We start from the raw sequence: 25,242 nt of genomic DNA, 5'->3' as shown, positions 1-25,242 counted from the left end.
CCGCATCTCCGGGCGCCAAACGGCGCCAACGCGGTTTTTCAATTTCTACTTTCGTGGGATCGGGCTCGTTTGTGCCCGAATGACATCATGGCTCGTTTTCGAATAGATTTGCGCGCGGGCGCCTTTCGCAGCGTTCTTGGCTTCACGCTCAGCCATTGGCGGCGTCAGCCGTGGCGGCTTGCCGGCATTATGGGCACGTTCCTGCTGTCGACCTTGGCCGACGTGCTGACGCCGCTCTATTCCGGCCGGCTGGTGGATGCCGTCGCCAGCAGTGCTGCGGCCGACGATGTTGCGTGGAACGCGGCGATGGCGGCCTTTTCGATGTTGGTTGCCCTGGCGCTCACCGGTGTCGTGCTGCGCAATCTCGCCTTCATGGCCATTGTCGAGCTGACGTTGAAGATGATGGCAGATATCGCCGCCGACGCCTTCCACCGCGTCCAGCGCTTCTCCACCGATTGGCACGCCAACAGCTTCGCCGGATCGACGGTGCGCAAGATAACACGCGGCATGTGGGCGCTCGACCTGCTCAACGACACGATCCTGATCGCGCTGCTGCCGTCGGTCGTCATGCTCGTCGGCTCGACGCTGCTGCTTGGCTGGTTCTGGCCGCTGATGGGCGCGATCGTCGCCATCGGTTCGGTTCTGTTCATCGCGGTGACGACGATGCTGTCGCTTGGCTATGTCGCGCCCGCGGCAAGGCTTGCAAATGCGTGGGATACACGGCTTGGCGGCTCGCTGGCCGATGCGGTGAGCTGCAACGCCGTGGTCAAGGGTTTTGGCGCCGAGGAACGCGAGGAGACGCGGCTTGCCGAGGTCGTCGCCAAATGGCGCGGTCGCACGCGCCGCACCTGGATGCGCGGCACCGTCAACGGCACCACGCAAGGGACGATGCTGCTGCTTTTGAGGGCAGCGGTCATCGGCTTCTCCCTGCTTTTGTGGTCGTGGGGGCAGGCGAGCGCCGGCGATGTCGCCTTCGTGCTGACCTCATTCTTCGTGCTGCAAGGCTATCTGCGCGACATCGGCACGCATATCCGCAATCTGCAGCGCTCGATCAACGACATGGAGGAACTGGTCGACTTCCAGTCCGTACCACTCGGCATCGAGGATCGGCCCGGAGCCAAACCGATCCGGATCACCGATGGCCGTATCACCTTCGACAATGTAACGTTCCATTATGGCAGCCACCGCCTGCCGCTCTATCGCGACTTTTCGGTGGACATCGCGCCGGGCGAACGGGTTGGGCTGGTTGGCCATTCGGGCTCCGGCAAGACGACATTCGTCAAGCTGATCCAGCGCCTCTACGACGTGACTGCGGGCAATATCCTGATCGACGGCCAGGATATTGCCAAGGTGGCGCAGGCGTCGCTGCGCGCACAGATCGCAATCGTCCAGCAGGAGCCGATCCTGTTTCACCGGTCGCTGGCCGAAAACATCGCCTATGCCCGGCCGGCCGCCACGCAGGCCGAGATCGAGCACGCGGCGCGGTTGGCCAGCGCGCATGACTTCATCGCCAATTTGCCGAAAGGCTATGGCACGCTGGTCGGCGAGCGCGGCGTAAAGCTGTCGGGCGGCGAGCGTCAGCGTGTTGCAATCGCACGCGCCTTCCTTGCCGATGCGCGCATTCTCATCCTGGATGAGGCAACGTCGAGCCTCGATTCGGAATCGGAGGTGCTGATCCAGCAGGCGATGGAGCGCTTGATGGTCGGCCGCACGACGCTGGTAATTGCCCACCGGCTGTCGACGGTGCGGGCGCTGGACAGGCTTTTGGTGTTCGATCGCGGCCGCATCGTCGAAGAGGGCTCGCATGACCAGCTGATCCGGCTGCAAGGCGGCATCTACCGCCGGCTGTTCGAACGCCAGGCGCTTGAACTGACCAAAGGCCTGGTGATCTGACGGTTACGGCGCCGCACGTCTTGATAGACGTGCAGCGCTGCAGTCTTTTCTTCGCCTTTGTCATGTTCTATGTCTGCCGCCGAGCGCGGGGGCGCGTCTTGTCAACAGCAAAACCATCCGGTACGCCCCGCTCATGACAGTTACCGTCCGTTTCGCCCCATCACCGACCGGCCGCATCCATATCGGCAATGCGCGCACCGCTTTGTTCAATTGGCTGTTCGCCATCAAGAACAAAGGCCGCTTCATCCAGCGCTTCGACGACACCGACGTTGCCCGTTCGACGCAGGAGTTTTCCGACGCTATCCTGTATGACCTGCATTGGCTGGGCATCTTCCCCGACGCCACGGAGTACCAGTCGCGGCGCGTGGAAATCTACGATGCCGCACTGGAGAAGCTGAAGGAGGCGCGCCTCGTCTATGCTTGCTATGAGACGCCCGAAGAGCTCGACCTGAGGCGCAAGGTGCGCCGCACGCGTGGCCTGCCGCCAGTCTATGGCCGTGAGGCGTTGACGCTGACAGCTGAGCAGGTGGCGGAATATGAGGCCGATGGGCGGCGGCCGCACTGGCGCTTTCTGCTGCCCAACTTCACCAGTGATCCGCTGCAGCCGGAGCGCACCGAAATCCACTGGAACGACCTGGTGCGCGGCGAAGAAACCGTCGACCTCGCCTCGCTTTCAGACCCGGTTCTGCGGCGTGAGGACGGCACCTACCTCTATACATTACCTTCGGTCGTCGACGACATCGACATGGGCGTCAGCCATGTCATTCGCGGCGACGACCACGTCACCAATACCGGCGTCCAGATAGCCCTGTTCCAAGCACTTGGCGCGGAGCCGCCGGCGTTCGGCCACCACAATCTCCTGACAACGGCATCAGGCGAGGGACTTTCGAAGCGCACCGGCGCGCTGTCCATTCAGAGCCTGCGTGAGAGCGGCATCGAGCCGATAGCGGTGGCTTCGCTGGCGGTGCTCGTCGGTACCTCGGAAAACGTCGTAGCGGTGCCAACGATGGCCGAGCTAGCCGAGCGCTTCGATCCGGCTGCAACATCGAAATCCGCCGCCAAATTCGACTCAGACGAGCTCTTCGTGCTCAACCGCACGCTGCTGCACCACATGCCGTTTTCAGAGGCGCGCGACCGGCTGATCGTGCTCGGCATCTCCGGCGAACAGGCCGAGCCTTTCTGGCTGGCGGTGCGCGGCAATCTCGACAGACTGGCCGATGCGGCGATCTGGTGGCGTACGCTTCGAGACGGTCCAGAGGAGCCGGCGGAGTTTTCCGACGAGGACCGCGACTTTCTTCGCCAGGCATTCGAGCTGCTGCCGGAAGAGCCTTGGAACGGCACCGTCTGGAAGGACTGGACGGGCAAGATCCGAGCGGCGAGCGGCCGCAAGGGCAAGGCCCTGTTCATGCCGCTCAGGCTGGCGCTTACGGGACAGTCTTCCGGTCCGGAGCTTGCAGATCTGTTGCCGCTGCTGGGTCGGGAAGGAACGTTGGCCCGACGACCCTGACCTTGCGCTGCTCCGGCGGCGGCAGCGATGTCGGCGAGGGCACAGGTTTGGCGGCAAGCCGTCTGATCGCCTCACGGTCGAGGCCGCCTTGCGAATTGGCCAAGGTCTCCGGGTCGGCGCCCGGATCAGGCTTGGCAACCGGCAGCGGAATGAACGGGGTGGTCTCCACGCTCGCCTCGGATTGTGCCGGGGTTGGCGGGTTGCCGGCGATAATCTGGAAATTCTGCACGGCATTGCAGCCGCAGGTCGGCGGCCGGGGCGTGTCGGATTGCTTGTAGAGGTAGGCCGTCGACAGTTCGATATAAGGCCTGCCGGTCACTGAAGACGTCATCGACGCCGAATCGTCGTTCATGCCGCGCGTGTAGAAAACCTGCATCTCGGTGCCGGGGCAGCTCGATTCGCAATTCTTCTGGTCGCGCTCGAAATCGCCCAGCGAGGCAGCATTCGACATCGGGAAGAAATAGCCGTCGCAGGTCCGCACGCACATGGTGCGGAATTCGCGTCGCGGCTGGCCCAACTCGTCGGCGTTGTTGAGGATGCTGCGGATGTTGCGCGGCTGACTTAGCTCTTCAGCCTGGTCGAGCTCTTCGGGCTGGTCGGGCGCACCAGGTTCACTGCCCAAAAGCTGGTCGAGCAGGCTTCGGTTGCCGTTTTCACGGCTGGCTTCGCGGACCGGTGTGGGCGTCGACGCCGCATCATCGCGGCAGCCATTGGCGTCAAGCGAGGCCAATATGCGCGCGCGATCGCGTCGCGAACCACCGCCGGCAAGCTCAGTGCGCTTGGCCTGCAAGGCGTCGAGATTGGCAGCCATGCGATCGATGGTGGCGTCGAGTGCCGCGCATGCGTTGGCGTTGCGGCGAGACAGCGAGAAGCCGCAGCCGGCGCTGCTGGACTGGCTGACGGCTTTTGAAATCTGCTGGCGCTGCCGGACGATCGCGTCGTCATATTTCCTGAGCAGGGCCGGCTTGCCGCCGCCACCACGAGAAGCGGCGGCAAGATCGGCTTCAAGCTGGCGGCAGAGGCGCGAAGCGGCCTGCGACTGAGTGACGGCAATGCCGCACAGTAGCAGGACGCCGAGCAGCGCGGCTGCCCGCGTCAGCTTGCAATGTGCGCCCGTCATCCCTCCGGACCTCCACCTGCCTGTCATTCAGAACTACCGCGCTCGCGGTTAACCGTTCGTTTAGCATACCGCCAATTCCGGCTTCGGCTCAAATCGGCGATGGCTTGCGCCTGTGCGCGATTACGACGAGGGCTGTCATGCCGACCACCCCCCACGGCCTTTTCGGACAGAGCCAGAACCGCGACATCCTGGCGTTGCACGAAAAAGGCGTATTCGCCGAGAAGAATGCCTGGATTCAGTAATGCCCGGAGGCTTGGGATGACCTCGATTACCCGTCGAGCCGCGGTGCAATTTGGTCTTTTATGCCTGGCGATGCCGGTCGCCATGGCGCAGGAAAAGCTTGTCACGCCGGATTGGGGCACCAGATTGGTCGAAGCCGCTCGTGAGCAGATCGGCGTCACCACGCTCTACGATCCGACCTATACACGCCTAGCCTATCCGGGCGGGGACGTTGAGCCAGAGCGGGGTGTGTGCACGGATGTCGTGATCCGTGCCTATCGCCGCGCCTTCGGTCTCGACCTGCAAGAACTGGTGCATGAGGATATGCGGGCCAATTTTGCCGCCTATCCGAAGGCGTGGGGCTTGAAGGCGCCCGACCGCAACATCGACCACCGCCGTGTGCCCAATCTTGCGGTCTATTTCGAGCGGCGCGGTGCTGCCTTGCCCGTCAGCCAAGACCCCGCCGATTATCGGCCTGGGGATCTCGTCGCACAGATGCTGCCCGGCAATCTGTCGCATATTGCCATCGTGTCGTCCAATCGCTCCACTGTGGTGCCGACAAGAAGGCTGGTTATTCACAATATCGGCGGCGGCGCCAGAGAAGAGGACACTTTGTTTGCCTTCAGGCAGACAGGGCATTTCCGGTTCAAGCCAGTCTGAGAAGGCCCATCGCTAGCCCAGATCGACGATGGCTTGCGCCTTATGCGCGGCTTCGACCACTGCCAGTGCCGTCATGTTGACGACGCCGCGCGAGGTGACCGACGGTGTCAATATGTGCGCCGGGCTGTCGGTGCCGAGCAGGATCGGGCCGACATGCAGCGCGTCCATCATCGTGCGCAGCGCGGTCAGCGTGATGTTCGCCGAATCGAGATTGGGAAACACCAGCAGATTGGCTTCGCCCTTCAGCCGCGAATGCGGATAGACGCGTTGGCGCAGCTGCTCCGATAGTGCCGAGTCGGCATGCATCTCGCCGTCGCATTGCAGGTCGGGCGCGATGCGCGCCAGGATCGCCGCCGCCTGCCGCATCTTCATGGCGCTTGGCGAATCGCGGGAGCCGAAATCAGAATGCGACAGCAGCGCTGCCTTGGGCTCAATGCCGAAACGCTGAATTTCCTCGGCCGCCAAAACGGTCATTTCCGCAATTTCTTCGGCGGTCGGATCGACGGAGACATGGGTGTCGGTGAGGAAAATGATCCCGCGCTGCGAGATCAGCATGGACAGCGTCGACAGGTCGCGATCCCGAATGCCGGGGCGCGGCCCGATGATCAGCGTCACGTTGCGCAAATGGCGCTCGAAACGGCCTTCGAGCCCGCAGACCATGGCGTCGGCGTCGCCGCGCTTCAGGGCAAGGGCCGCGATCACCGTATTGTCGGTGCGCACCATGGTGCGCGCGGCTTCCGTCGTCACCCCACGCCGGCCGGCAAGCTCGATCAAAAGGTCGACATAGTGGCGGTAACGCGGATCGTCTTCCGGGTTGATCAAGCCGAAATCGACGCCCGGCTTGATGCGCAGCCCGTAGCGCTTCAGCCGCACCTCGATGACATGCGGGCGGCCGATCAGGATCGGTTCGGCAATGCCTTCCTCGAGCACGACCTGGGCGGCGCGAAGCACGCGCTCGTCCTCGCCGTCGGCATAGATGACGCGTTTGGCGCTCGACGTCTTGGCCATCGAGAACACCGGCTTCATGACCAGGCCGGAGCGGAAGACGAAGCGGTTCAGCTTGTCGATATAAGCGGCGAAATCGGTGATCGGCCGGGTCGCGACGCCGGTCTCGCAAGCTGCCTTGGCGACAGCAGGGGCAATGCGCAGGATCAGCCGCGGATCGAAAGGCGAGGGGATCAGGAACTCCGGACCAAAGATCGGCGTCTCGCCGGAATAGGCACGCGCGGCAACGTCGGACGGCTCTTCGCGGGCGAGCGCTGCAATCGCTCGCACAGCAGCCATCTTCATCTCTTCGTTGATGGCGCTTGCGCCGCAATCCAGCGCGCCACGGAAGATGTAAGGAAAACAGAGTACGTTATTGACTTGATTGGGGAAATCGGAGCGGCCGGTGCAGATCATCGCGTCGGGCCGCGCCGCCCGTGCTGCTTCCGGCATGATTTCGGGATTGGGATTGGCCAGCGCCAGGATCAGCGGCTTTGGCGCCATGTGGTGGAGCAATTCCGGCTTCAGCACGCCGGCAGCAGACAGGCCGAGAAACACGTCGGCGCCGGGCAGAACGTCGGCCAGCGTACGCGCCTCGGTGTCCTTCACATAAGGGTCTTTCCAGCGGTCCATCTCCTCGACGCGGCCCTTATGGGCGACGCCGAACCGGTCCGTGACCCAGATGTTTTCGACCCGCGCGCCGAGCGAGACCAGCAGGTTGAGGCAGGCAAGCGCCGCAGCACCAGCGCCCGACGTGACGATCTTGATGTCCGAGATGGACTTGCCGGCGAATTCCAGCCCGTTGAGCACGGCGGCGGCGACGATGATGGCGGTGCCGTGCTGGTCGTCATGGAAGACTGGTATGCCCATGCGGGCTTTCAACTGCTCCTCGACTTCGAAGCATTCGGGCGCCTTGATGTCTTCCAGGTTGATGCCGCCGAAGGTTGGTTCCAGCGCCGAGATCGTTTCGACCATGCGCTCGATGCCCGGTGCGTCGATCTCGATGTCGAAGACATCGATGCCGGCGAACTTCTTGAACAGCACCGCCTTGCCTTCCATCACCGGCTTGGAGGCGAGCGGACCGATATTCCCGAGGCCCAGCACCGCCGAACCGTTGGTGACAACTCCGACCAGATTGGCGCGGGCTGTATAGTCGGCGGCGGTTGCCGGGTCGTCGCGGATTTCAAGGCAGGGGGCGGCGACGCCCGGCGAATAGGCAAGCGCCAGGTCGCGCTGATTGCCCAGCGGCTTCGTCGCCTGGATTTCAAGCTTTCCGGGACGGGGGTGCTTATGGAAATAGAGCGCCGCTTCGTCGAGGTCGGATCGGGCCGCCTTCTTGCTTTCGCCTGTCATGACGGCCGCCTCCTCAGTTCAGTCCGTTTGGTGTTTTGAGTCTCTTAGCATGCAGCCGAGGCTTTTCGAGAGGTGATATGTCGCAAGCGCGAGCTTGCGGCTTGCACCCCCGCCCTCCTGTGCGGTCTGCCATTGAGATGTTGGGGCGATAGGCGGGGTGCTGCGGCGAGGTACGCCGCCCAGTTCGAATGTCTGGTGGCGCTCGTCGCTCACAGAGGCCTTGCGGCGAAACAAGTCGACATTGCAGTTCTCCAAAATCCGTGAGATTCTTCGAAAAGTCGCACGAAATAGCGTGCGAACAACAAAGCGCCCCGACGTTTTCGGCGGACATCCAAACGCATCACAGATCGTGCCCCTGATTGTCGGTCGGACTGCTTAACCTGCCAAGGGAGGACGACAATGACTGTACGGCCAGACCCGACTTTCCACGCGACTGCCAAGCTCGCAATGCAGGCGCCAGTCGAAAATTTTGCCTACACTTTGATGTTGAGTCCCGACTTCTCTCAGCCAGATGGACTAGCCATAGTTGACGTAAACCCGAAGTCGAAGGACTACGGCAAGGTCGTCCATAGCGTGATAATGCCGAACAAGGGCGACGAGTTTCACCATTTCGGCTGGAACGCGTGCTCTTCGGCCCTTTCGCCGCTGAATGGTCACCCGTTTCTCGAGCGCCGCTTTCTGATCATTCCCGGTATTCGATCTTCGCGCATTTACGTCATCGACACCAAGGGCGGACCGACCAAGGCCAAGATCCACAAGGTCATCGAGCCAGAAGAAGTGTTTGCCAAGACGGGCTATTCCAGGCCTCATACGATTCACTGCGGTCCGGAAGGTATTTATGTCTCGACGCTTGGGGGCGGTGGCCCTGACGGCACCGACGGACCTCCCGGCATCTTTGTCATGGATTGCCAGACGTTCGACGTCATCGGGCGCTACGAGATCGATCGCGGGCCGCAGGACAAGCAGTATGATTTCTGGTGGAACCTGCCACGCGACTACATGGTGTCGAGCGAGTGGGCCCTTCCGCCCCAGTTCGAGCAGGGCATCGTGCCTGAAGACCTCCTGTCGAACAAATACGGACACCGGGTGCATTTCTGGAATTTGCGCGAACGCAGGAACGTGCAGACCATCGATCTGGGCGCCAACCACCAGATGGCGCTGGAAGTCCGCCCCGCCCATGACCCGGTCAAGGAATACGGTTTCCTTGGAGTGGTCGTCGACACGACAAACCTCGAGGGATCGATCTGGACCTGGTGGCGCGAGGGCGGCAAATTCCATTGCGAAAAGACGGCGACCATCCCGCCCGAGGCAGCCGCCAAGGATGACCTGCCGCCGTTGCTTCAGGGCTTCGAGGCGGTGCCGCCGCTAGTAACCGACATCGACCTGTCGCTCGATGACCGATTCCTCTACGTATCCTGCTGGGGCACCGGCGAGATGCGCCAATACGATGTGACCGATCCGATGAAGCCTAAGCTTGCAGGGTCCATCCATATTGGCGGCATCACGCGCAAGGCCAAGCATCCCGGCGGCGGCGACTACAGGGGCGGACCGCAAATGGTCGAGATCAGCCGCGACGGCAAACGCGTTTACTGGACCAACTCCCTGTATTCGACTTGGGACGATCAGTTCTATCGCGATGGTATTCCGGCAGCCATGGTCAAGGCCAATGTCGGCGAGAACGGTGGAATCACCCTGGACAAGGACTTTTATGTCGAGTTCCCCGAGGGGTATCGCTCGCACCAGATTCGTCTGGAAGGTGGCGATTGCTCGACGGATTCGTTCTGCTATCCGTCGGTGTAACCGACTGCCCGGGTCAATGAAGCGATGAGCGAGTGGACGACGGCCGGTCTCTGGCTGGCCGTCGTCGCCAGCGGCATTTATCACGGCATCAATCCTGGCATGGGCTGGCCGTTGGCCGTTTCGGCCGGCCTTTTGGACAGACGTGCCGGCGAATTGTTTCGGGCGCTCGGCCTTTTGGCAATAGGCCACTTTGTGGCGATGATCGGTATCCTGCTGCCCTTCGGCGCGATGCTGACGCTCATCGTCTGGGAACGACAGATTCGCATCGCGGCGGGGTTGATTGTGATCGCAGCCGGGATCTATCTCCTGATCAACCGGCGCCACCCGCGTGTTCTTGCCCGTATCCCGCCGGCGCAATTGGCCTTGTGGTCTTTCGCGGCCGCCACCGCGCATGGCGCCGGGCTGATGCTGGTGCCGATTTATCTCGGCTTGTGCCAGGCAGGCGATCTCGATGTTGGACACCAGGCGGCTACCACGCTCATGGCCGGTAATCTGATCACCGCCACCACCGTCTCCGTGGTCCATACGGCCGCGATGATTGTAAGCGGCGGTGTTATCGCCATTGCCGTCTATCGATGGCTCGGACCCAAGTTCATCTCACAAAGCTGGTTCAATCTCGACACTGTGTGGGCCCTGAGCCTGATCCTGGTGGGCGGAATTGGGATCGCGAGTATCGGATTCGCTCGCTAGCTTGCATGCATTGGCAAAGGAATTCTCCCTTCTGCGAATGTCAGGAAGGTCAGATCGCATCATGCGGCGCTCGCACCCAACAACCGCAAAGGGTCGTTCTTCCGCCGTCCAGAGGGTAACCAAGCGTTTGGATTCTACCACTAGAACGCGCTGACGTAGAGGCCGCCGTCGACCGGTACGTTCTGCCCGGTCAGGTAGCCGGCATGGACCGAGCACAGGAAGGCGCAGATCTGGCCGAATTCCTCCGGCGTGCCGAGCCGTTTGGCCGGAACATTGGCTGCTGCTTGCGCCTTGCGCGCGGCAGCTGCCGCCGGATCCTCGACACTGCCGGGTTCATGCGGGCCGCGCAGCCGGTCGGTGTCGAGTTTTCCCGGCAGCATGTTGTTGATCGTCACATTGCGGTCGATCACCGTCCGCGCGACGCCGGCGAGGAACGAGGTGAGGCCGGCGCGGGCGCCGGACGACAGGTCGAGGCCGGGGATAGGCACATAGACGGACAGCGAGGTGATGTTGACGATGCGGCCGAAGCCGCGCGCCGCCATGCCGTCGATCACGGCCTGAACCAGTTCGACAGGGGTTACCATGTTCTGGGTGACGCCCTCGAGGATCTTTTCGCGGTCGAGCGCGCGGAAATCGCGAAACGGCGGACCGCCATTGTTGTTGACGAGGATGTCGGGATCGGGGCAGGCGGCAAGCAGCGCCTGCTGGACATCGGGTTTGGATATGTCGCCGACGATCTCGGTCACCTTGACGCCGAATTTCTCCCGCAGTTCAGCGGCGGTTTTGGCCAGCACGTCGGCGCTGCGGCCATTGACGACCAGATCGCAGCCTGCCTCCGCCAGTGCCATGGCGCAGCCGCGTCCCAAGCCTTTGCTCGAAGCGCAGACGATGGCCTTCTTGCCGCGAATGCCGAGATCCATGGTGATTTTCTCCTCTGATTGCCGTGGCAACCTATCCGGATGGCTGGACCAATCGCAACCGTCATACGGTTGTTGCATGAATCGGGGCATAGCCTCACGCGAAAGCAACGGTGACAAATGATGTCCGGCGCAGAGCCCCGCACTTTCCGCAGCATGTTCATCTCCGACGTCCATCTCGGATCGAAAGCGGCGAAGGCCGAGTTCCTGATCGATTTCCTGCGCCATCACGATGCCGATATCATCTATCTCGTCGGCGACATCGTCGACGGCTGGCGCTTGAGACGAAGCTGGCATTGGCCGCAGAGCCACAATGACGTCGTCCAGAAATTGCTGCGCAAGGCGCGCAAGGGCGCCAGCATCACCTATATCGCCGGCAACCACGACGAGTTCGCGCGCCAGTTCCAGGGCGTGCATTTCGGCGGCATTGTCGTCGCCGACCGCGCCATCCACGAGACCGCCGATGGCAAACGCCTTCTTGTCATTCATGGCGACCAGTTCGACACCGTCGTCCACAATGCGCGCTGGCTCGCCTATCTCGGCGACTACGCCTATGACGCGGCGATGCTGGTCAACCGCATCATCACGCGCCTGCGCCAGGTGCTCGGCCTGCCTTACTGGTCGTTCTCGTCCTGGGCCAAGGTCAAGGTCAAGAAGGCGGTGAATTTCATCGGCTCGTTCCAGACCGTGCTGACCGAGGAGGCGCGCCGCTCGCACGTCGACGGCGTGATCTGCGGGCATATCCACCATGCCGCGATCGAAAGCTACGAGGACGTGCAGTACATCAACACCGGCGACTGGGTGGAGAGCTGCACGGCGGTGGTCGAGCATTTTGACGGCCGGATGGAGATCCTGCACTGGGCGCATGTCCTGCCGGAGACTCCGGTCGGCGGCGAGGTGCTCGTGCCGATCGACATCAAGGGCAGGGCAGTCCAGGCGGCTTGACCAAAACCCGGCCGCCCTCGCTTCAATCGGTTAGTCCAGCGGTTTCATCGACTTTTTCGCCGTGTTATGCAGCGGCAGGTGTGGTGGGCCGACCCGGCTGAATGCCGTGCCGACGGATCGCCTGTCAATGTCCTCGCTGCCGCCGCTTTCGCCCGAACAGCTCGTCAAGCCACGCCATTTCGAACTGCGCATGAGCTTGATCTTCTTCACGCTCTTCGTGCCGCTCGGAACGCATGTGCCGTATTTTCCCCTGTGGCTGCAGGCCAAGGGGTTCCACGCCGAGCAGATAGCCGTGATCCTCGCCGCGCCGATGTTCCTGCGTGTGGCAACGACGCCTTTTCTTACCGCGCTGGCAGACAAAGCGAGCGACCGCGCCAATGTCTATGTTGCGCTGGTCGCCGCATCGCTGATCCTGTCCGCCGGCTACCTCCTGCCGCCGACCTACGCAATGGTACTTGCCGTATCCCTGGCGCTGACGGTCGTTTGGACGCCGCATTCGCCGATTGCCGATTCGCTCGCCCTTTCAGGCGTTCGCCGCTTCGGCTCGAACTACGCCGGCATGCGCAAATGGGGCTCGATCTCCTATCTCTGTGCTAATCTCGCCGGCGGTTTCATCTTGTCGGCGAGCGGTGCTCAGGCTGTCCCGGTGATCATCTTCGTGTCGTTATGCGCTGCGCTAGCCGCCGGGCTGATTGCGCCGCGCCTCGGCCGCCCGCGCCGCGCCTCGCCGCTTTCGGCTGCCGACATTCAGCAATCGGCGTCAAAACTCCTCAACCCGTATTTTCTTTATTTTTCGACCGGGGTCGGCGTCATCACCGCCAGCCACGCGTTTCTCTACGGCTTCGTGTCGATCTACTGGAAGTCGATCGGCATCAGCGATTCGGTTGTTGGGCTGCTGTGGGGGTGGGGCGTCGTCGCCGAGATATGCATGTTCGTCGTCTTCACCCGGGCTTTCGCCTCCTTCTCGGCCGTGTCGATCATGCTGATTGCCGGGACAGGCGCTATCGTGCGCTGGATCGCCTTCCCTTTGATCTGGCCGCTTGGGCTTGGCGTTGGCGGGTTTTTCGCGATCCAGACGCTGCACGCGGTTTCGGTGGCGCTGGTGCTAATTGGCCTGCAAAAGATGATCGGTGAGACCGTCGTGGAAGAACGCACCGGGGCGGCGCAAGGCATCGCCTACTTTTCCAACGGCTTCTTCATGGCGGTGGCGACGCTGATTTCCGGTCCTCTTTACGACCGCTTCGGCGCGAGCGGCTTCTTTGCTATGATCCCGATCGCCCTGACGGGCCTGGCGCTGATCGGGCTTGCGGCGCGTTCAGCCCCACAGCGCCGGCTCGGGCGGTGACACCAGCGACCCTCGATAGACGAGACCGGGAACGCGGTCGCGGGCTAGCAGCAACGGACCGTCGAGATCGACGAAATCGGCATCCTGCGCCAACAGAACGGCCGGCGCCATCGCAAGCGATGTGCCGACCATGCAGCCGACCATAACGCCAAGACCCAGTTCGCGGGCGCGGTCGCGAAGCACGAGCGCTCCGGTCAGGCCGCCGGATTTGTCGAGCTTGATGTTGATGGCGTCGTAGAGGCCGACAAGCGCTCCAATATCCTTCGCCTCGTGCACGCTTTCGTCGGCGCAGATCGGCACCGGATGCGCGATGTGGCGAAGAATACCGTCATGTCCCGCCGGCAGCGGCTGTTCGATCAAGGCGATACCTTGCGCAGCGGCAAAGGCGAGGTTTTCTACGATGTTATCGTTCGTCCAGCCTTCGTTGGCATCAAGAATGATTCGGCTGTCGGGTGCCGCCGCCGTCACTGCGCGGATGCGGGCGATGTCGTTGTCGCCGCCGATCTTGACCTTGAGCAGCGGGCGCTGGGCGTTGGCGCGGGCATGCGCCGCCATCGCTTCCGGCTCGGCGAGCGACAATGTGTACGCCGTCTCAAGCGGTCGTAACGGAACGCTTCGTATCGTATGCGCCACCGGTGTTCCGCTGATCTTCGCTTCCAGGTCCCAGAGCGCGCAGTCGATGGCGTTGCGTGCCGCGCCGGCAGGCATGGCACCGAGCAGGGCGATGCGGCTGATGCCGTGCGCGATCTCACTGCGCATCGCCTCTATCGCGCCACGCACACCCTCAACGGTCTCGCCATAGCGCTTGTAAGGAACGCATTCGCCGCGCCCTGTACGGCCGTTTTCGGTGATGGCGCAGGAAATCACCTCCGCTTCGGTCTTCGAGCCGCGCGAAATGGTAAAGGTCCCGGCTATCGGAAAGCGCTCGGCCTCGACCGAAATGACACGCGCCATATTTTTCTGCTCCGGCTGTGCACAAGGAGGATGTCGGCAAATCGACAGCTCGGCCCCGTCAGGCTAAACAGGACGCCATGTTGACCATCCGCAAACGCGACGCAAGCGGCCCTGCCAAGGAGCCCGACCACCAGCCGCGCATCGCGATCGGCGAGGAGGGCGGCGTTCTCGGCTGCGCTTTCTCGGGAAGCTGGACGACACGCACCGTGGCGCTGGTCGATGCCGAGATGCGCAAGATCGAGAAGCGCAGCGGCTTCCAGACGCTGGCGCTCGATCTGTCGCAGATCGAGAAGATGGACACTGCCGGGGCGTGGCTGATCGATCGCCTGGTGAGCAGCTTCGAAAAGAAGGGCGTCGAGATCAAGATGCAGGGGCAAAGCGAGATTGCCTCGATCCTGCTTGGCGCCGTCGGCGATGCGGTTCGACGCGAGCCCGGATCCGGTCCGGCAAAGCCGCCCAACTTCATCATTCGGGGGCTCGAGGCGGTAGGCCGTCGCGTCTATGAGATGCGCGACGATTTCCTGGCCGCAATGAACATCCTCGGCGCCACGATACGCGGCTCTCAGATGAAGCTTGGCCGTGGCCATGCCGTCAATATGGCGGCGATCTTCAACCAGATCGATCGCATGGGCGTCGGCGCCATACCGGTGGTGGTGCTGATGTCGGCCATCGTCGGTGCGATCGTTGCCCAGCAAGGCGCCTATCAGCTCAGTTATTTCGGCGCCGACATCTTCGTCGTCGACCTGGTCGGCGTGCTGATCCTGCGCGAGCTCGGCGTTTTGATGACGGCGATCATGATCGCCGGCCGCTCCGGTAGCGCGATTACCGCCGAGATCGGCTCGATGAAGATGCGCGAGGAGGTCGATGCGCTGAAGGTGATCGGTCTTAATCCAATCGGCGTGCTGGTGTTTCCGCGGTTGGTCGCGCTGGTCGTCGCGCTGCCTTGCCTGACGATCATCGCCAACTTTGCAGCACTGGGCGGCGGCATTTTGGCTGCATGGCTCTACTCTGATATTGCACCGGCAGCGTTCATCGATCGGCTGCGTGTCGCAATCGACCTCAGTACCATCTTTGCGGGCCTGATCAAGGCGCCGTTCATGGCCATGATCATCGGCATAATCGCCTCGGTCGAGGGCATGAAGGTTGGCGGCAGCGCCGAATCGCTCGGCCAGCATGTCACCGCCTCAGTGGTGAAGTCGATCTTCGTGGTCATTATCCTCGACGGGCTTTTCGCCATGTTCTATGCAGCGATCGAGTTCTGAGATGGAGCTGCCGGGCACAAACACGACCAAGGTGGCGACGAAGGCCAAAGAAGACGAGATCGTGCTGTCAGCACACGACATCACCGTATCGTTCGCCGACCAGGTCGTTCTCGACAAATTGTCGCTCGATATCTGGCGCGGGGAGATTCTCGGCTTTGTTGGTGCCTCCGGTGCGGGCAAATCTGTTCTCTTGCGCACCATCCTTGGCTTGACGCGCAAGCAATCGGGAACAATCAAACTGTTCGGCGTCGACGTCGAGAAGGCAACCGAAAGGGAGCGCCTTCGCATCGACATGCGGCTTGGCGTGCTGTTCCAGCATGGCGCTCTATTTTCGGCGCTGACGGTCCTCGAAAACGTCCAGGTGCCGATGCGTGAATATCTCGATTTGCCGAAGAAGCTGATGGACGAACTTGCCATGCTTAAGGTGGAGTTGGTCGGACTGCCGCCGGAGGCGGCGCAGAAATTCCCCTCCGAGCTCTCCGGCGGCATGATCAAGCGTGCCGCCTTGGCGCGCGCCCTGGCGCTCGATCCGGACATCGTTTTCCTCGACGAGCCGACGTCCGGCCTCGATCCAATTAGTGCGGCTGAATTCGACGAATTGGTCGTCAAGCTGCGCGATACGATGGATTTGACCGTGTATATGGTCACGCATGATCTCGACACGCTGTTTACCGCGTGCGACCGCGTGGCGGTGCTTGGCAACAAGAAAGTGCTGGTCGAGGGCACGATCGACGACATGCTCAGGAGCGAGGAACCCTGGGTAAAATCCTATTTCCGCGGAAAACGCGCCCGGCAACTTGATCTTGCGGCGCGCGCATAGCCATAAGTGAGCAATGGAAACCAGGGCCAACTACGTCATTGTCGGCATTTTCACGCTGGCCGCGATCCTCGCGGCTTTCGCTTTCGTCTATTGGACGGCGGCTATCGGCGAAAGGGGCGAGACGGCGGTGCTGCGCGTGCGCATTCCAGGCTCCGCTTCGGGGCTCGGCCGTGGCAGTTTCGTGCTGTTCAATGGCGTCAAAGTCGGCGACGTGCGCCGTGTCTATATCGACGTCGACAATCCCACCGCTGCTATCGCCGACACCGAAATAGACCGGAACACGCCTATCACCAAGTCGACGCAGGCCGATATCGGGCTTGCCGGCCTCACCGGCCAGGCCAACATCGAGCTCAAGGGCGCCGACCCCAAGGAGCCAAAACTCCTCGACGAGGCGGAAAAGGAAGGCCGCGTCGCCGAGATCGTTGCCAACCCGTCGGCGGTCACCAACCTGTTGCAGACGGCGCAGAACATCTTCACCCGGGCCGACAAGGTCCTTTCGGAGCTCGAAGGCTTCACCAAAGATGTTCGCGGGCCGCTGACGCAGACCGTCAACAATGTCCAGACCTTCTCCGATGCACTGGCCAGGAATGCGGACGGCGTCGACAAGTTCCTGGCCAGCGTCAGCTCGCTGGCGGACGAACTGAAGGGTGTTTCGGGCAAGCTCGACGGCACGCTGAAGGCGGCGGAAGGGCTACTCAACGCCGTCGACAAGGACCAGATCAAGAGCATCGTCGCCAACGTCGACACGGTCACCGCCAATCTCAAGGAAACCAGCAAACAGTTCGACACGGTCATCAAGAATGTCGACACGGCGGTCGGCTCGATCAACGACTTCGCCCAGAAGACACAAGGCACGCTGGCCAAGGTCGACGGCGTTCTCGACGGCATCGATCCGGCTGAGGTGCGCACCGCGCTGGCCAATATCCAGAAGGCCAGCGAAAACGCCAACGAGGCTGCCGCCGACATCGCCAAGGTGACCAACAAGTTCGCCAACCGAGCCGATGACATCGATGAAACCATCAAAGACGCGCACCAACTCGCAGGACGCCTCAACGATGCCTCGGTGCGAGTCGACGGTATCCTTGCCAAGGTCGACAAACTGCTCGGCTCCGGCCAGGCCGACGGCGTCATGGCCGACGCCAGAGCGACGCTGAAATCGTTCAAGCAGGTCGCCGACACGCTGAACGCCCGTCTCGGTACCATTACCGACAATTTGGCGCGGTTCTCGGGACAAGGGCTGCAAAACGTCGAAGCGCTGGTCCAGGACAGCCGCCGTTCGATCAACCGCATCGAAGAGGCGGTAACCGATCTCAGCCGCAACCCACAAAGGATCTTGTCGGGCGGCGAGGGCGAGGTCCGGCAGTTCGACGGCAGGGTGCGCCGTTGACTTCGATCCCCGACCACCGCAAGAACATAGCTGGCAGATGCGCATTGTTTCCACGATCCGGGGGGGATCGCGTTTGAAGTCGATCAGTTCAGGCAGCATCACATCGGGCGGGTCTAAGGTCGGGGCGATGTTGCTGGCGCTTTCGCTTGCAAGCTGCGCGGCCTTGCCGGGCGGCAGACCGGCGCCGCTGGATACGTTCGAGCTTTCGGCGCCGTCGCTGGAAGCGCGTGCCCGCAGCCGGCGCCAGATACTCATCGCCCAGCCTTCGGCGCTCAAGGCGCTGGATAGCCAGAACATCGTCATCAAGCCATCACCGCGATCGATCCAGTATCTCAAGGGCGCGCAATGGGCCGACCGGCTGCCGATGATCGTACAGGCGCGGCTGGCAGAGACGTTCCAGCGCTCGGGCAGCTTCACCGGCGTCGGCAAGCCAGGCGAGGGGCTGGCGATCGACTATCAGGTGATCGTCGAGATCCGCTCGTTCGAGGTGCGTGTCGATGGCGGCGAACATGCCGAGGTCGAGCTGTTCGTGCGCCTGTTGAACGACCGCAACGGTGAAGTGCGCGCTTCGAAGACGTTTAGCGCCATCGCGCCCGTTTCGGGCAATGGCAACCAGGCCTATGTCGGCGCGCTCGATGCCGCGTTCGGCGATGCGGCCGGGCAAATCGTCCGCTGGACCGACACTGTGATCTGACGCGGCCGGAACTGCTGGCACGGCACTCTACAGCGCCAATGGAATTCAGTACGGCATGAAAAAGGCGGGAAATCCCGCCTTTTCATTTATTCTCTATCGCCCGCTCTAGTGAAGGCGGCCGCTGGCGTGTGCCAGCATCGTGTAGACCTTGCCGGTATCCGAGGTCAGGTAGGTCTGTGCCATGATGTTGTCGCGGTCGTTGCGCGACACGTCCTCGAGCAGCTTTTCGAAATCGTCGCAGTAACGATCGACAGCAGCTCGGAACTCCGCCTCCGACTGATATTTGCGGCGGATCTCGTCGAACGTCTGCTGGCCCTTCAGCGTGTAAAGTCGGCGCGTGAAGACGTCGCGCTCGCCGCGCCGGTAGCGGTTCCAGAGCTCGATCGAGGCATCGTGATCGATGGCGCGCGCGATATCGACCGAGAGCGAGTTCAGCGATTCCACGACATGAAGCGGCGAACGAGCAGCGGGAGCAGGGCGCGGCGCTTCGGCGGGCACCGCCGGCTTGGCGTCGTCTTCGCGCGATGCACCGGTCAGGAGGTCGCGCACCCAGCCGCCTTGCGGCGTGCGGCCGTTGGGGTCGCGCTGGCGTGGCGCTTGGTCTGCGGGACGTTCGAGGTCGAGCGTGCCGCGCAGCGCCGCCTCGCCCGAAGGCGCCTGCGGGGGACGGCGCTGTTCTGGAGCCGGAGCCGGGCGACGTGGCGGCTCAGCGGCGCGTGCGGCAGGCGCTTGCGGCGCCGGACGCAGGTTGCGCTGTTCCGAACTGTCGGCGCTACGGCCAGATTTCGCAACGATTTCAGAAAGTTCCTTCAGCGCATTGATCTGCTCTGAAACGGCACGGCGGATAGCCGTGGTCGATTCCTTTGCCTCTTCCGGCATCTCGATGACGCCTTTCTTGAGCTCGGCGCGGGTGAGGTCGAGCTCGCTCTTGATCGAGCCGGCGGTACGCCGCATCTCCTCGGTCGCATCGGCAAAGCGCTTGGTGGCCGAATCGACCACTTCGGAAATCGCGGTACGGATCTTGTCGGCGGATTCCAGCGTCTTGCCTTCGGCGTTCTGCAGCGTTTGGCCGACCAGATTCTCGAACGAGCGCATGACCCTTTCGAGATCTTCCGATTTCTTGACAAGGCCGACGGCGAGGTCCTCCAGCGACGATTGCCTTTCGAGCGTGTGCTCGAGATTGCTCTGGGCCGAGCTCAACAGGTCCGAGGCACTGGAAAGCAACCGGCTGTGCTCGTCGAACTTGGTGGCGATGGAAGCAACCTCGCGCAAGGTCGAGGACGACAGCTCGGTGAGCCGCGTCGTGTTCGAATCGACCAGGCGCGCCGAACTGGCGAAGGTCTGCGCGGTCTTTTCCGTGGTCGCTGCGAAGCTTTGCGTGCTCCCGGTCAGGCGTTCTTCAACCTGGCCGAGATTGCCCGCCGCCTGCTCGATCAATTGACCGAGCTGCGAGCTGGAGGTGGTCATGCGGCCGATGAGGTCGGCAACGCTGTCGGCAAGCGTCGAGCGCGCGCCTTCGACGGCCGACAGGGTTTCTGCCGTGCGGCTGGCGAGGGCGTCGACGAGGGCGGCGTTTTGAGTGCGCAGCTTCTCGGTCGCACGTTCTGTGACCTCTTCCATGCTCTTTTGCAGCTCGGAGCCGCCCTGGGCAAAGCGCTCGACCAGAGGCCGTGCCGTCTCGTCCAGGATTTTCGATATTTCGGCCGAACGTGCCGCAAGCATCGTATTGAGCTCGCGAGTATTGGCACCGATGGTCTTTGCAGCGTCATTGGTGCTCTGGCCGATATGCTGGCCGACCGCGGTGAAGGTTTCGGCGATCGTGTTGGCACGCGAGACCAACTGCGCCTCGGCGTTCGCGACCTGCTCGTTGAGCTTTTGGCCCATTGTCTCGGCGGAGTAGGCGAGGCGGTTCTCGACGCCGGCGACCTGCTCCTCGACGCGGGCCGCTGTGGCAGCCGCACTCGATGCCAGGCGTTCGTCGGCACCGGCAAGCACCTGCTCGATTTCACGGGCATGGACGGCGAGTTCCTGGCCAGTCTGTCTGGCGCGCTCGGCAACCCGCTGCTCGGTGCTGGTGAAGGCGCCGACAATGGTGTCGGCATGTTCGCCGATGGCAGTGCTGCTGTCGGCGATACGGGATACCAGGCGATGATCCGCCTCCTCGAAGATGCGGCCGATCTCGGACGCACGGGCCGAAAGTGCTTCGGAGCCTTCGGCAATGCGCGAAATAAGTTGCTGGTCGGCGGCGTCGAAAATGCGACCCAGATCCGACGCGCGTGCCGCGAGCGCTTCGGCGGATTCGCCGATGCGCATGCCCAGTCGCTCGTCGGCCGTTTCGAAATTGCGCAGGATGTCGCCGGCACGTGCCGCCAGCGACTGGGCCGTTTCGATGGCGCGAGAGACCAGCCTGTGGTCCGCCGCGTCGAAGGTGCCGGCAATCTCACTTGCTCTGGCTGCCAGCTGATCGGCCGTTTCCTGGGCGCGCGCGAGCAAGGTGTTCGACGTGTCGTCGACGCGGGCAATCAGTGCGCTCGACGTATCCTCGGCGCGCGCGGCAAGGCGACGGTCCGCCTCTTCAAAGGTGCGGGCGATGTCCTCCGCCCTGGCGAGCAGGGCAGCGGAGGTCTGCTCGGCGCGCTCAGCGATCTTGCGGTCGGCATCGCTGAATGCCGAGCCCGCCTGCTCATGCAGCGCGCTGGTGACTTCCAGGACCTTCTCGCGCAGCGCCCCGGCGACGAAGACCGCGCTTTTTTCGAGCACACTGCGAACGTTGTCGACACCCGTCGACAGCGCCCGCTCCATGGTGCTGGCGCGCTCCTCGATGATGCCTGTCTGCCGGCTGAACGCCTGCTCGATCTTTTCTACGTCGGCAGCGATTGCATCGGAGATGTCGGTGCTCCTGGCGGCGATCTGGTCGATATGGCCGGACAGCGAACGGTCGACATCCTTGCGCGTTTCGGCGAGCCTGGAGAGATCGTCCTGCAATGCGCGGGTCAGCATGTCGCGGCCCTCGCTCAGCTTGCCGACATGACCGGCGACGATCTCGTCGACCTCGCTGCGGCTCATTGCAAGCCTCTCCAGGTCGGCTTCCAACGCGCGCCTGAGGATGTCGCGGCCTTCCGCCAGTTTCTCGACCTGGCCGGCAACCAGCCCATCGATGCTCGAACGGCTTTCGGCCAGCTTGGCGAGATCGTCCTCGAGCGCCTTCGACAGGGTCGAGCGGTCCTGGACGAGCTTCTCTGCGTGGGTTGCGACAAGGCTGTTGACGTTGCCGAGATCGGCTTCTAGCGCACGCGAAAACTGCGCGCGATTATCGGTCAATAGCTGCGACTGATCGGCGATGGCGCCCCTGATCGTGTTGAGATCGGCCTCCAAGGCGCGCTTGAGGATATCGCGGCCTTCGGCCAGTTTCTCGACCTGGCCGGAAACCAGTCCGTCGATGCTCGAGCGGCTTTCGGCCAGCTTGGCAAGATCATCTTCCAAGGCGCGCCTGAGGATGTCGCGACCCTCGGCCAGCTTCTCGACCTGGCCGGCGACCAGCCCGTCGATGCTCGAACGGCTCTCTGCCAGCCTGGCAAGATCGTCCTCGAGCGCTTTCGAGAGGGCCGAACGCTCTTCGGTAAGCTTGTTCATATGTTCGGAGACGACGCCCCGCACGGTCTCGAGATCGGTCTCCAGTGCCCGCGACAGCTGACCACGGTCTTCCGCCAGCTTTTCGGACTGGCTGGCGATGACGCCCTTGACAGTGCTCAGATCGGCTTCGAGCGCACGCTTGAGGATGTCGCGGCCCTCTGCCAGCTTTTCGACCTGGCCGGCAACCATCACATCGATGCTCGAGCGGCTTTCGGCCAACTTGGCGAGATCGTCTTCGAGCGCCTTCGAAAGGGTCGAACGGTCTTCGGCAAGCTTGTTCATGTGATCGGAGACAACGCCCCGCACAGCCTCCAGGTCGCTCTCCAGCGCCCGTGACAACTGGCCACGGTCTTCCGCCAGCTTTTCAGACTGGCTGGCGATGACGCCCTTGATCGCGTTCAGGTCCGATTCAAGCGCGCGCTTGAGGATATCGCGGCCTTCCGCCAGCTTCTCGACCTGGCCGGCAACCAGCCCATCGATGCTCGACCGGCTTTCGGCCAGCTTGGCAAGATCGTCCTCAAGCGTCTTCGAAAGCAGGCTGCGGTCATCGGCGAGCCTGCCAGAATGATCAGCGATCAGACTCCTGATGTCGGAGAGGTCGTTATCGAGTGACTGGGAAAGACCGCTGCGGTCTTGCGCCAATTTCGCCGAATGCGCCTCGATGAGGCCATTGATGCCGGCGATGTCGGCTTCCAGCGCACTGGCGAGTATGGCGCGACCCTCGGCGATCTTTTCGACCTGACCGGCGACGAGGCCGTCGATGGCGGCGCGATTCTCTGCCAACTTGCCGAGGTCGGCCTCGAGCGCGCGCGAAAGGATGCTGCGGCCTTCGGCGAGCTTGCCGACGTGCCCGGCAACCATTTCATCAATTATCGTACGAGCTTGCACGAGTTTTCCGGAGTCTTCGTTCAGGGCCTGGGCCAGCCTGTTGCGACCCTCTTCAAGGCTTTCGAGATGGCTGCCCAGTGAAGCGTCGATCGCTGCGCGCGATTCGTTGACCTTGCGCAGATCCTCCTCAAGGGCGCGCGAGATAAGGCTGCGGCCTTCGGCAAGCTTCTGCACCTGGTTGGCCACCGCTGCGTCGATTTCGGCGCGACCCTCGGCGAATTTCGCCAGATCGGCCTGCATTGCCGCCGCCATCCGGTCGCGGCTTTCGGAAAGCTTGCGGCTATGGTTTTCAACGGCTTCCTCTATGCCGGCGCGAGCATCGGCAAGCCGCTGGATGTCCGTGTCGAACGAACGCGATACGACATGGCGTGCCGCTTCCATGCGCCCGGCGAAATCGCCGGCGCGGGCTTCAAGCATGGTCGAGGTCGATGAAATGATGTCGGCCATGTCGGCACCGATCTGGGTCTTGCCCTGATCGATCATTGCCGACAGCGTCTCCTTGCTATCCTGGAAGGTGTGGGCGATTTCGCGCGCGCGCTCGACCAGCGTCTCGTTGATCTGGCGTGCGCGAGCCTCCAGCGCGGCGTTGAGCTTCTGCGTGCCGGTGTCGAGCGCCTCGGCGCGGGTCTGGAACTCGCTGATCAGCGCCTGGCCACGTTCGGCAAGCGTCCGCTCAATGCCGTTGAGGCTGGCTTCGAATTCCGAATTGAGTGTGCGGGCGGCGCCGCCGAGCAGCGACACCATGCCGCTTGTGCGGTCGTCGAGCAGGTCGGTCAGCGACCGCGTCAGGCCATCGGTGGTGTCCGTCAGCTTGGCGATGCGGGTGTCGAGCAGGCTGGCGAAGGCCTCGCCCGACGTCGACAGCCGATCGGTGATCGATTCGAGCCGGCCTTCCACCGAATCGAAGATCGACATCGAGCTTCCGTTGATCCTGTCGATCAGCGTGTCGCCGGATTCGTTGATCGTCATCGACAGCTTGGTCGAGGCATTGAGAATGCTGTCGCGAATGATATCGCTGGCGGCGTTGATCTCGTCTTTCAGTGTCTCGTGGGCGCCGGTGATCGAGGCGCGCACGCGCTCGGCATGGGTGACGACTGCTTCGCGCTCGCTGCCCAGCCCGTCGACCAGCGAGCGGATGCGGGACTCGTTCTCTGAATAGGAGCGCTCGATCTGGTTCACCTCGCTGTGAACCAGCGTTTCGAGCTCGACGGCACGCGCAAGCGTGCGTTCGATGCCTTCGCCCATGGCTGCCACCTCGCGGCGAACCGCTTGGCCGATCATCATGACGCGATCCTGGGCAAGATTTTCCGGCTCGGCCAGACGGAAGGCCACCTCGGTCATCGACTGCGCGGCAAGGCGCATCTCCTGAGCGCGGCGAATCATCACTGCGAATGCCCAGAACAGGATGACGGGCACGATTGCCGCGACCGCCAGGCCGATCAGCTCGGGACGGGCGAAAAACTGATCGAAGGTGCGGATGTTCCAGATGCCAGGTCCGAACAACAGGTTCGCAAGGCCGCCAGCACCGGCGATCCAGGCCAGCGAAACGAAAGCCACGACCCAATAGATCGTGTTCGAGGCGCGCCGATTGAGGGTGTGCAGGAGCGTCTTATAGTCTTTTTGACGATCGTCGTTGGCCGGCGAGAAAGCTGCCGGCTGCGAGCCATTGCGCGTTGCGACAGGACGCAACTCAGCTGGCTTGGCCTTTGGCGCGGAATTTGCGTTCTGGCTTTGATTGGCGGCTGGTGCCGCGTTCTGGGTCTGGTCCGGCGCAGGCGGTTCGTTCTGGCTGCGACCTTCGCGCGCCAGCTCGTCGGCGGCTTGCGATATTTGCGCTTCCAGATCTTCCATGGATGCCGCCATGTCGAAGTCGCCGCCGGCATCGCCGCTCAGGTCGATATCGAGTGCCTTTTCGAGTTCCCTGGCTACGTCGCTGTCGAGCGTTCTTGTCGTCGTTGGTTTCTTCGCCATGCCTTCGCTACCCTGTACAAGCTGCGGCGGGACTTATGGTTCTGCTTATTGATTCTGCCTAGCGTGTCCCGCGCAGGAGGCTGAAAATGGACCTGTCGTATCGTAATGACACAGCCGGGTAAAGAAAACATGCATTCCGCCCGATACGTAAAACTTTAAATATAAGGTTAACACAGCCGTGATTCCGGCGCCGTTATCGC

At 62.7% G+C, this 25,242-nt stretch carries 16 protein-coding genes; 11 read left to right on the top strand and 5 right to left on the bottom strand.

Going from position 1 to position 25,242, the window contains the following annotated elements:
• Positions 1–87: 87 nt before the first annotated feature.
• Entirely contained in the window at positions 88–1,893 is a 1,806-nt protein-coding gene (locus tag NKH78_RS15795) for an ABC transporter ATP-binding protein (RefSeq protein WP_352736623.1), read from the top strand.
• 133 nt (positions 1,894–2,026) lie between these two features.
• Positions 2,027–3,400 (top strand): glutamate--tRNA ligase, encoded by a 1,374-nt coding sequence (gene gltX / locus NKH78_RS15790; protein ID WP_352736622.1) that lies wholly within the window; start codon positions 2,027–2,029, stop codon positions 3,398–3,400.
• Here the strand turns inward: gltX and NKH78_RS15785 are convergent.
• Positions 3,318–4,520: a DUF2865 domain-containing protein gene (locus tag NKH78_RS15785; protein WP_352736620.1), complete on the bottom strand. Its 1,203-nt coding sequence runs from the start codon at positions 4,518–4,520 to the stop codon at positions 3,318–3,320. The genes gltX and NKH78_RS15785 overlap by 83 nt on opposite strands.
• A gap of 258 nt (positions 4,521–4,778) precedes the next feature.
• Between NKH78_RS15785 and NKH78_RS15780 the strand changes: the two genes are divergently transcribed.
• Positions 4,779–5,399 carry a DUF1287 domain-containing protein gene (locus tag NKH78_RS15780; protein ID WP_352736618.1) on the top strand — a complete coding sequence of 207 codons (621 nt, stop codon included), beginning with the start codon at positions 4,779–4,781 and terminating at the stop codon, positions 5,397–5,399.
• 12 nt (positions 5,400–5,411) lie between these two features.
• On the opposite strand, the gene NKH78_RS15775 is transcribed toward NKH78_RS15780, so the two are convergent.
• On the bottom strand, positions 5,412–7,736 hold the full coding sequence (locus tag NKH78_RS15775) for an NADP-dependent malic enzyme (RefSeq protein WP_254820171.1): 2,325 nt from the start codon (positions 7,734–7,736) through the stop codon (positions 5,412–5,414).
• 399 nt (positions 7,737–8,135) lie between these two features.
• Here NKH78_RS15775 and NKH78_RS15770 point away from each other — a divergent pair, with 399 nt between their 5' ends.
• Both NKH78_RS15770 and NKH78_RS15765 read left to right on the top strand, forming a co-directional pair.
• The gene (locus NKH78_RS15770) at positions 8,136–9,536 is read left to right on the top strand and encodes a selenium-binding protein SBP56-related protein (protein ID WP_352688254.1); all 1,401 of its coding nucleotides are present in this window, start codon (positions 8,136–8,138) and stop codon (positions 9,534–9,536) included.
• Positions 9,537–9,560: 24 nt separating this feature from the next.
• Positions 9,561–10,226 carry a hypothetical protein gene (locus NKH78_RS15765; RefSeq protein ID WP_254820173.1) on the top strand — a complete coding sequence of 222 codons (666 nt, stop codon included), beginning with the start codon at positions 9,561–9,563 and terminating at the stop codon, positions 10,224–10,226.
• 140 nt (positions 10,227–10,366) lie between these two features.
• On the opposite strand, the gene NKH78_RS15760 is transcribed toward NKH78_RS15765, so the two are convergent.
• Positions 10,367–11,146, bottom strand: coding sequence for an SDR family oxidoreductase (locus NKH78_RS15760; protein WP_352736616.1), 780 nt, complete (start codon positions 11,144–11,146; stop codon positions 10,367–10,369).
• Positions 11,147–11,266: 120 nt separating this feature from the next.
• On the opposite strand from NKH78_RS15760, the gene NKH78_RS15755 reads away from it, so the two are divergent.
• Entirely contained in the window at positions 11,267–12,088 is an 822-nt protein-coding gene (locus tag NKH78_RS15755) for a UDP-2,3-diacylglucosamine diphosphatase (RefSeq protein WP_352507849.1), read from the top strand.
• 127 nt (positions 12,089–12,215) lie between these two features.
• The gene (locus NKH78_RS15750; protein ID WP_352736614.1) at positions 12,216–13,433 is read left to right on the top strand and encodes an MFS transporter; all 1,218 of its coding nucleotides are present in this window, start codon (positions 12,216–12,218) and stop codon (positions 13,431–13,433) included.
• On the opposite strand, the gene dgcA is transcribed toward NKH78_RS15750, so the two are convergent.
• A complete protein-coding gene (gene dgcA, locus NKH78_RS15745; RefSeq protein WP_352883223.1) occupies positions 13,404–14,387 on the bottom strand; it encodes an N-acetyl-D-Glu racemase DgcA in 984 nt (327 codons plus the stop codon). The two genes, NKH78_RS15750 and dgcA, sit on opposite strands and share 30 nt — an antisense overlap.
• Before the next feature lie 77 nt (positions 14,388–14,464).
• Here dgcA and NKH78_RS15740 point away from each other — a divergent pair, with 77 nt between their 5' ends.
• The 4 genes from NKH78_RS15740 to NKH78_RS15725 all read left to right on the top strand — a co-directional run bounded on the left by NKH78_RS15740 (position 14,465) and on the right by NKH78_RS15725 (position 18,550).
• On the top strand, positions 14,465–15,649 hold the full coding sequence (locus tag NKH78_RS15740; RefSeq protein ID WP_352645537.1) for an ABC transporter permease: 1,185 nt from the start codon (positions 14,465–14,467) through the stop codon (positions 15,647–15,649).
• Between the two features lies 1 nt (position 15,650).
• Positions 15,651–16,469: an ABC transporter ATP-binding protein gene (locus NKH78_RS15735; RefSeq protein ID WP_352507853.1), complete on the top strand. Its 819-nt coding sequence runs from the start codon at positions 15,651–15,653 to the stop codon at positions 16,467–16,469.
• A gap of 13 nt (positions 16,470–16,482) precedes the next feature.
• Positions 16,483–17,856, top strand: a complete 1,374-nt coding sequence (locus tag NKH78_RS15730) for an MlaD family protein (RefSeq protein ID WP_254820180.1) — start codon at positions 16,483–16,485, stop codon at positions 17,854–17,856.
• 127 nt (positions 17,857–17,983) lie between these two features.
• Complete coding sequence (locus NKH78_RS15725; RefSeq protein WP_352479047.1) at positions 17,984–18,550, top strand: ABC-type transport auxiliary lipoprotein family protein; 567 nt, start codon at positions 17,984–17,986, stop codon at positions 18,548–18,550.
• 105 nt (positions 18,551–18,655) lie between these two features.
• Here NKH78_RS15725 and NKH78_RS15720 read toward each other — a convergent pair whose 3' ends face one another.
• Entirely contained in the window at positions 18,656–25,042 is a 6,387-nt protein-coding gene (locus NKH78_RS15720; protein ID WP_352777850.1) for an apolipoprotein A-IV repeat region-like domain-containing protein, read from the bottom strand.
• Positions 25,043–25,242: the final 200 nt, after the last annotated feature.

This window comes from Mesorhizobium sp. M0910, from assembly GCF_040319465.1.
Taxonomy (GTDB): Bacteria; Pseudomonadota; Alphaproteobacteria; order Rhizobiales; family Rhizobiaceae; genus Mesorhizobium.
The sequence above is the reverse complement of the archived record's forward strand: the minus strand, read 5'-3'. Positions and strand labels throughout refer to the sequence as shown.

Bases quoted from the DNA above. Each gene is read 5' to 3' on its own strand.
- NKH78_RS15795 (WP_352736623.1), top strand. From the start codon at position 88: ATGGCTCGTTTTCGAATAGATTTGCGCGCGGGCGCCTTTCGCAGCGTT.
- gltX (WP_352736622.1), top strand. From the start codon at position 2,027: ATGACAGTTACCGTCCGTTTCGCCCCATCACCGACCGGCCGCATCCAT.
- NKH78_RS15785 (WP_352736620.1), bottom strand. From the start codon at position 4,520: ATGACGGGCGCACATTGCAAGCTGACGCGGGCAGCCGCGCTGCTCGGC.
- NKH78_RS15780 (WP_352736618.1), top strand. From the start codon at position 4,779: ATGACCTCGATTACCCGTCGAGCCGCGGTGCAATTTGGTCTTTTATGC.
- NKH78_RS15775 (WP_254820171.1), bottom strand. From the start codon at position 7,736: ATGACAGGCGAAAGCAAGAAGGCGGCCCGATCCGACCTCGACGAAGCG.
- NKH78_RS15770 (WP_352688254.1), top strand. From the start codon at position 8,136: ATGACTGTACGGCCAGACCCGACTTTCCACGCGACTGCCAAGCTCGCA.
- NKH78_RS15765 (WP_254820173.1), top strand. From the start codon at position 9,561: ATGAGCGAGTGGACGACGGCCGGTCTCTGGCTGGCCGTCGTCGCCAGC.
- NKH78_RS15760 (WP_352736616.1), bottom strand. From the start codon at position 11,146: ATGGATCTCGGCATTCGCGGCAAGAAGGCCATCGTCTGCGCTTCGAGC.
- NKH78_RS15755 (WP_352507849.1), top strand. From the start codon at position 11,267: ATGTCCGGCGCAGAGCCCCGCACTTTCCGCAGCATGTTCATCTCCGAC.
- NKH78_RS15750 (WP_352736614.1), top strand. From the start codon at position 12,216: ATGTCCTCGCTGCCGCCGCTTTCGCCCGAACAGCTCGTCAAGCCACGC.
- dgcA (WP_352883223.1), bottom strand. From the start codon at position 14,387: ATGGCGCGTGTCATTTCGGTCGAGGCCGAGCGCTTTCCGATAGCCGGG.
- NKH78_RS15740 (WP_352645537.1), top strand. From the start codon at position 14,465: ATGTTGACCATCCGCAAACGCGACGCAAGCGGCCCTGCCAAGGAGCCC.
- NKH78_RS15735 (WP_352507853.1), top strand. From the start codon at position 15,651: ATGGAGCTGCCGGGCACAAACACGACCAAGGTGGCGACGAAGGCCAAA.
- NKH78_RS15730 (WP_254820180.1), top strand. From the start codon at position 16,483: ATGGAAACCAGGGCCAACTACGTCATTGTCGGCATTTTCACGCTGGCC.
- NKH78_RS15725 (WP_352479047.1), top strand. From the start codon at position 17,984: ATGTTGCTGGCGCTTTCGCTTGCAAGCTGCGCGGCCTTGCCGGGCGGC.
- NKH78_RS15720 (WP_352777850.1), bottom strand. From the start codon at position 25,042: ATGGCGAAGAAACCAACGACGACAAGAACGCTCGACAGCGACGTAGCC.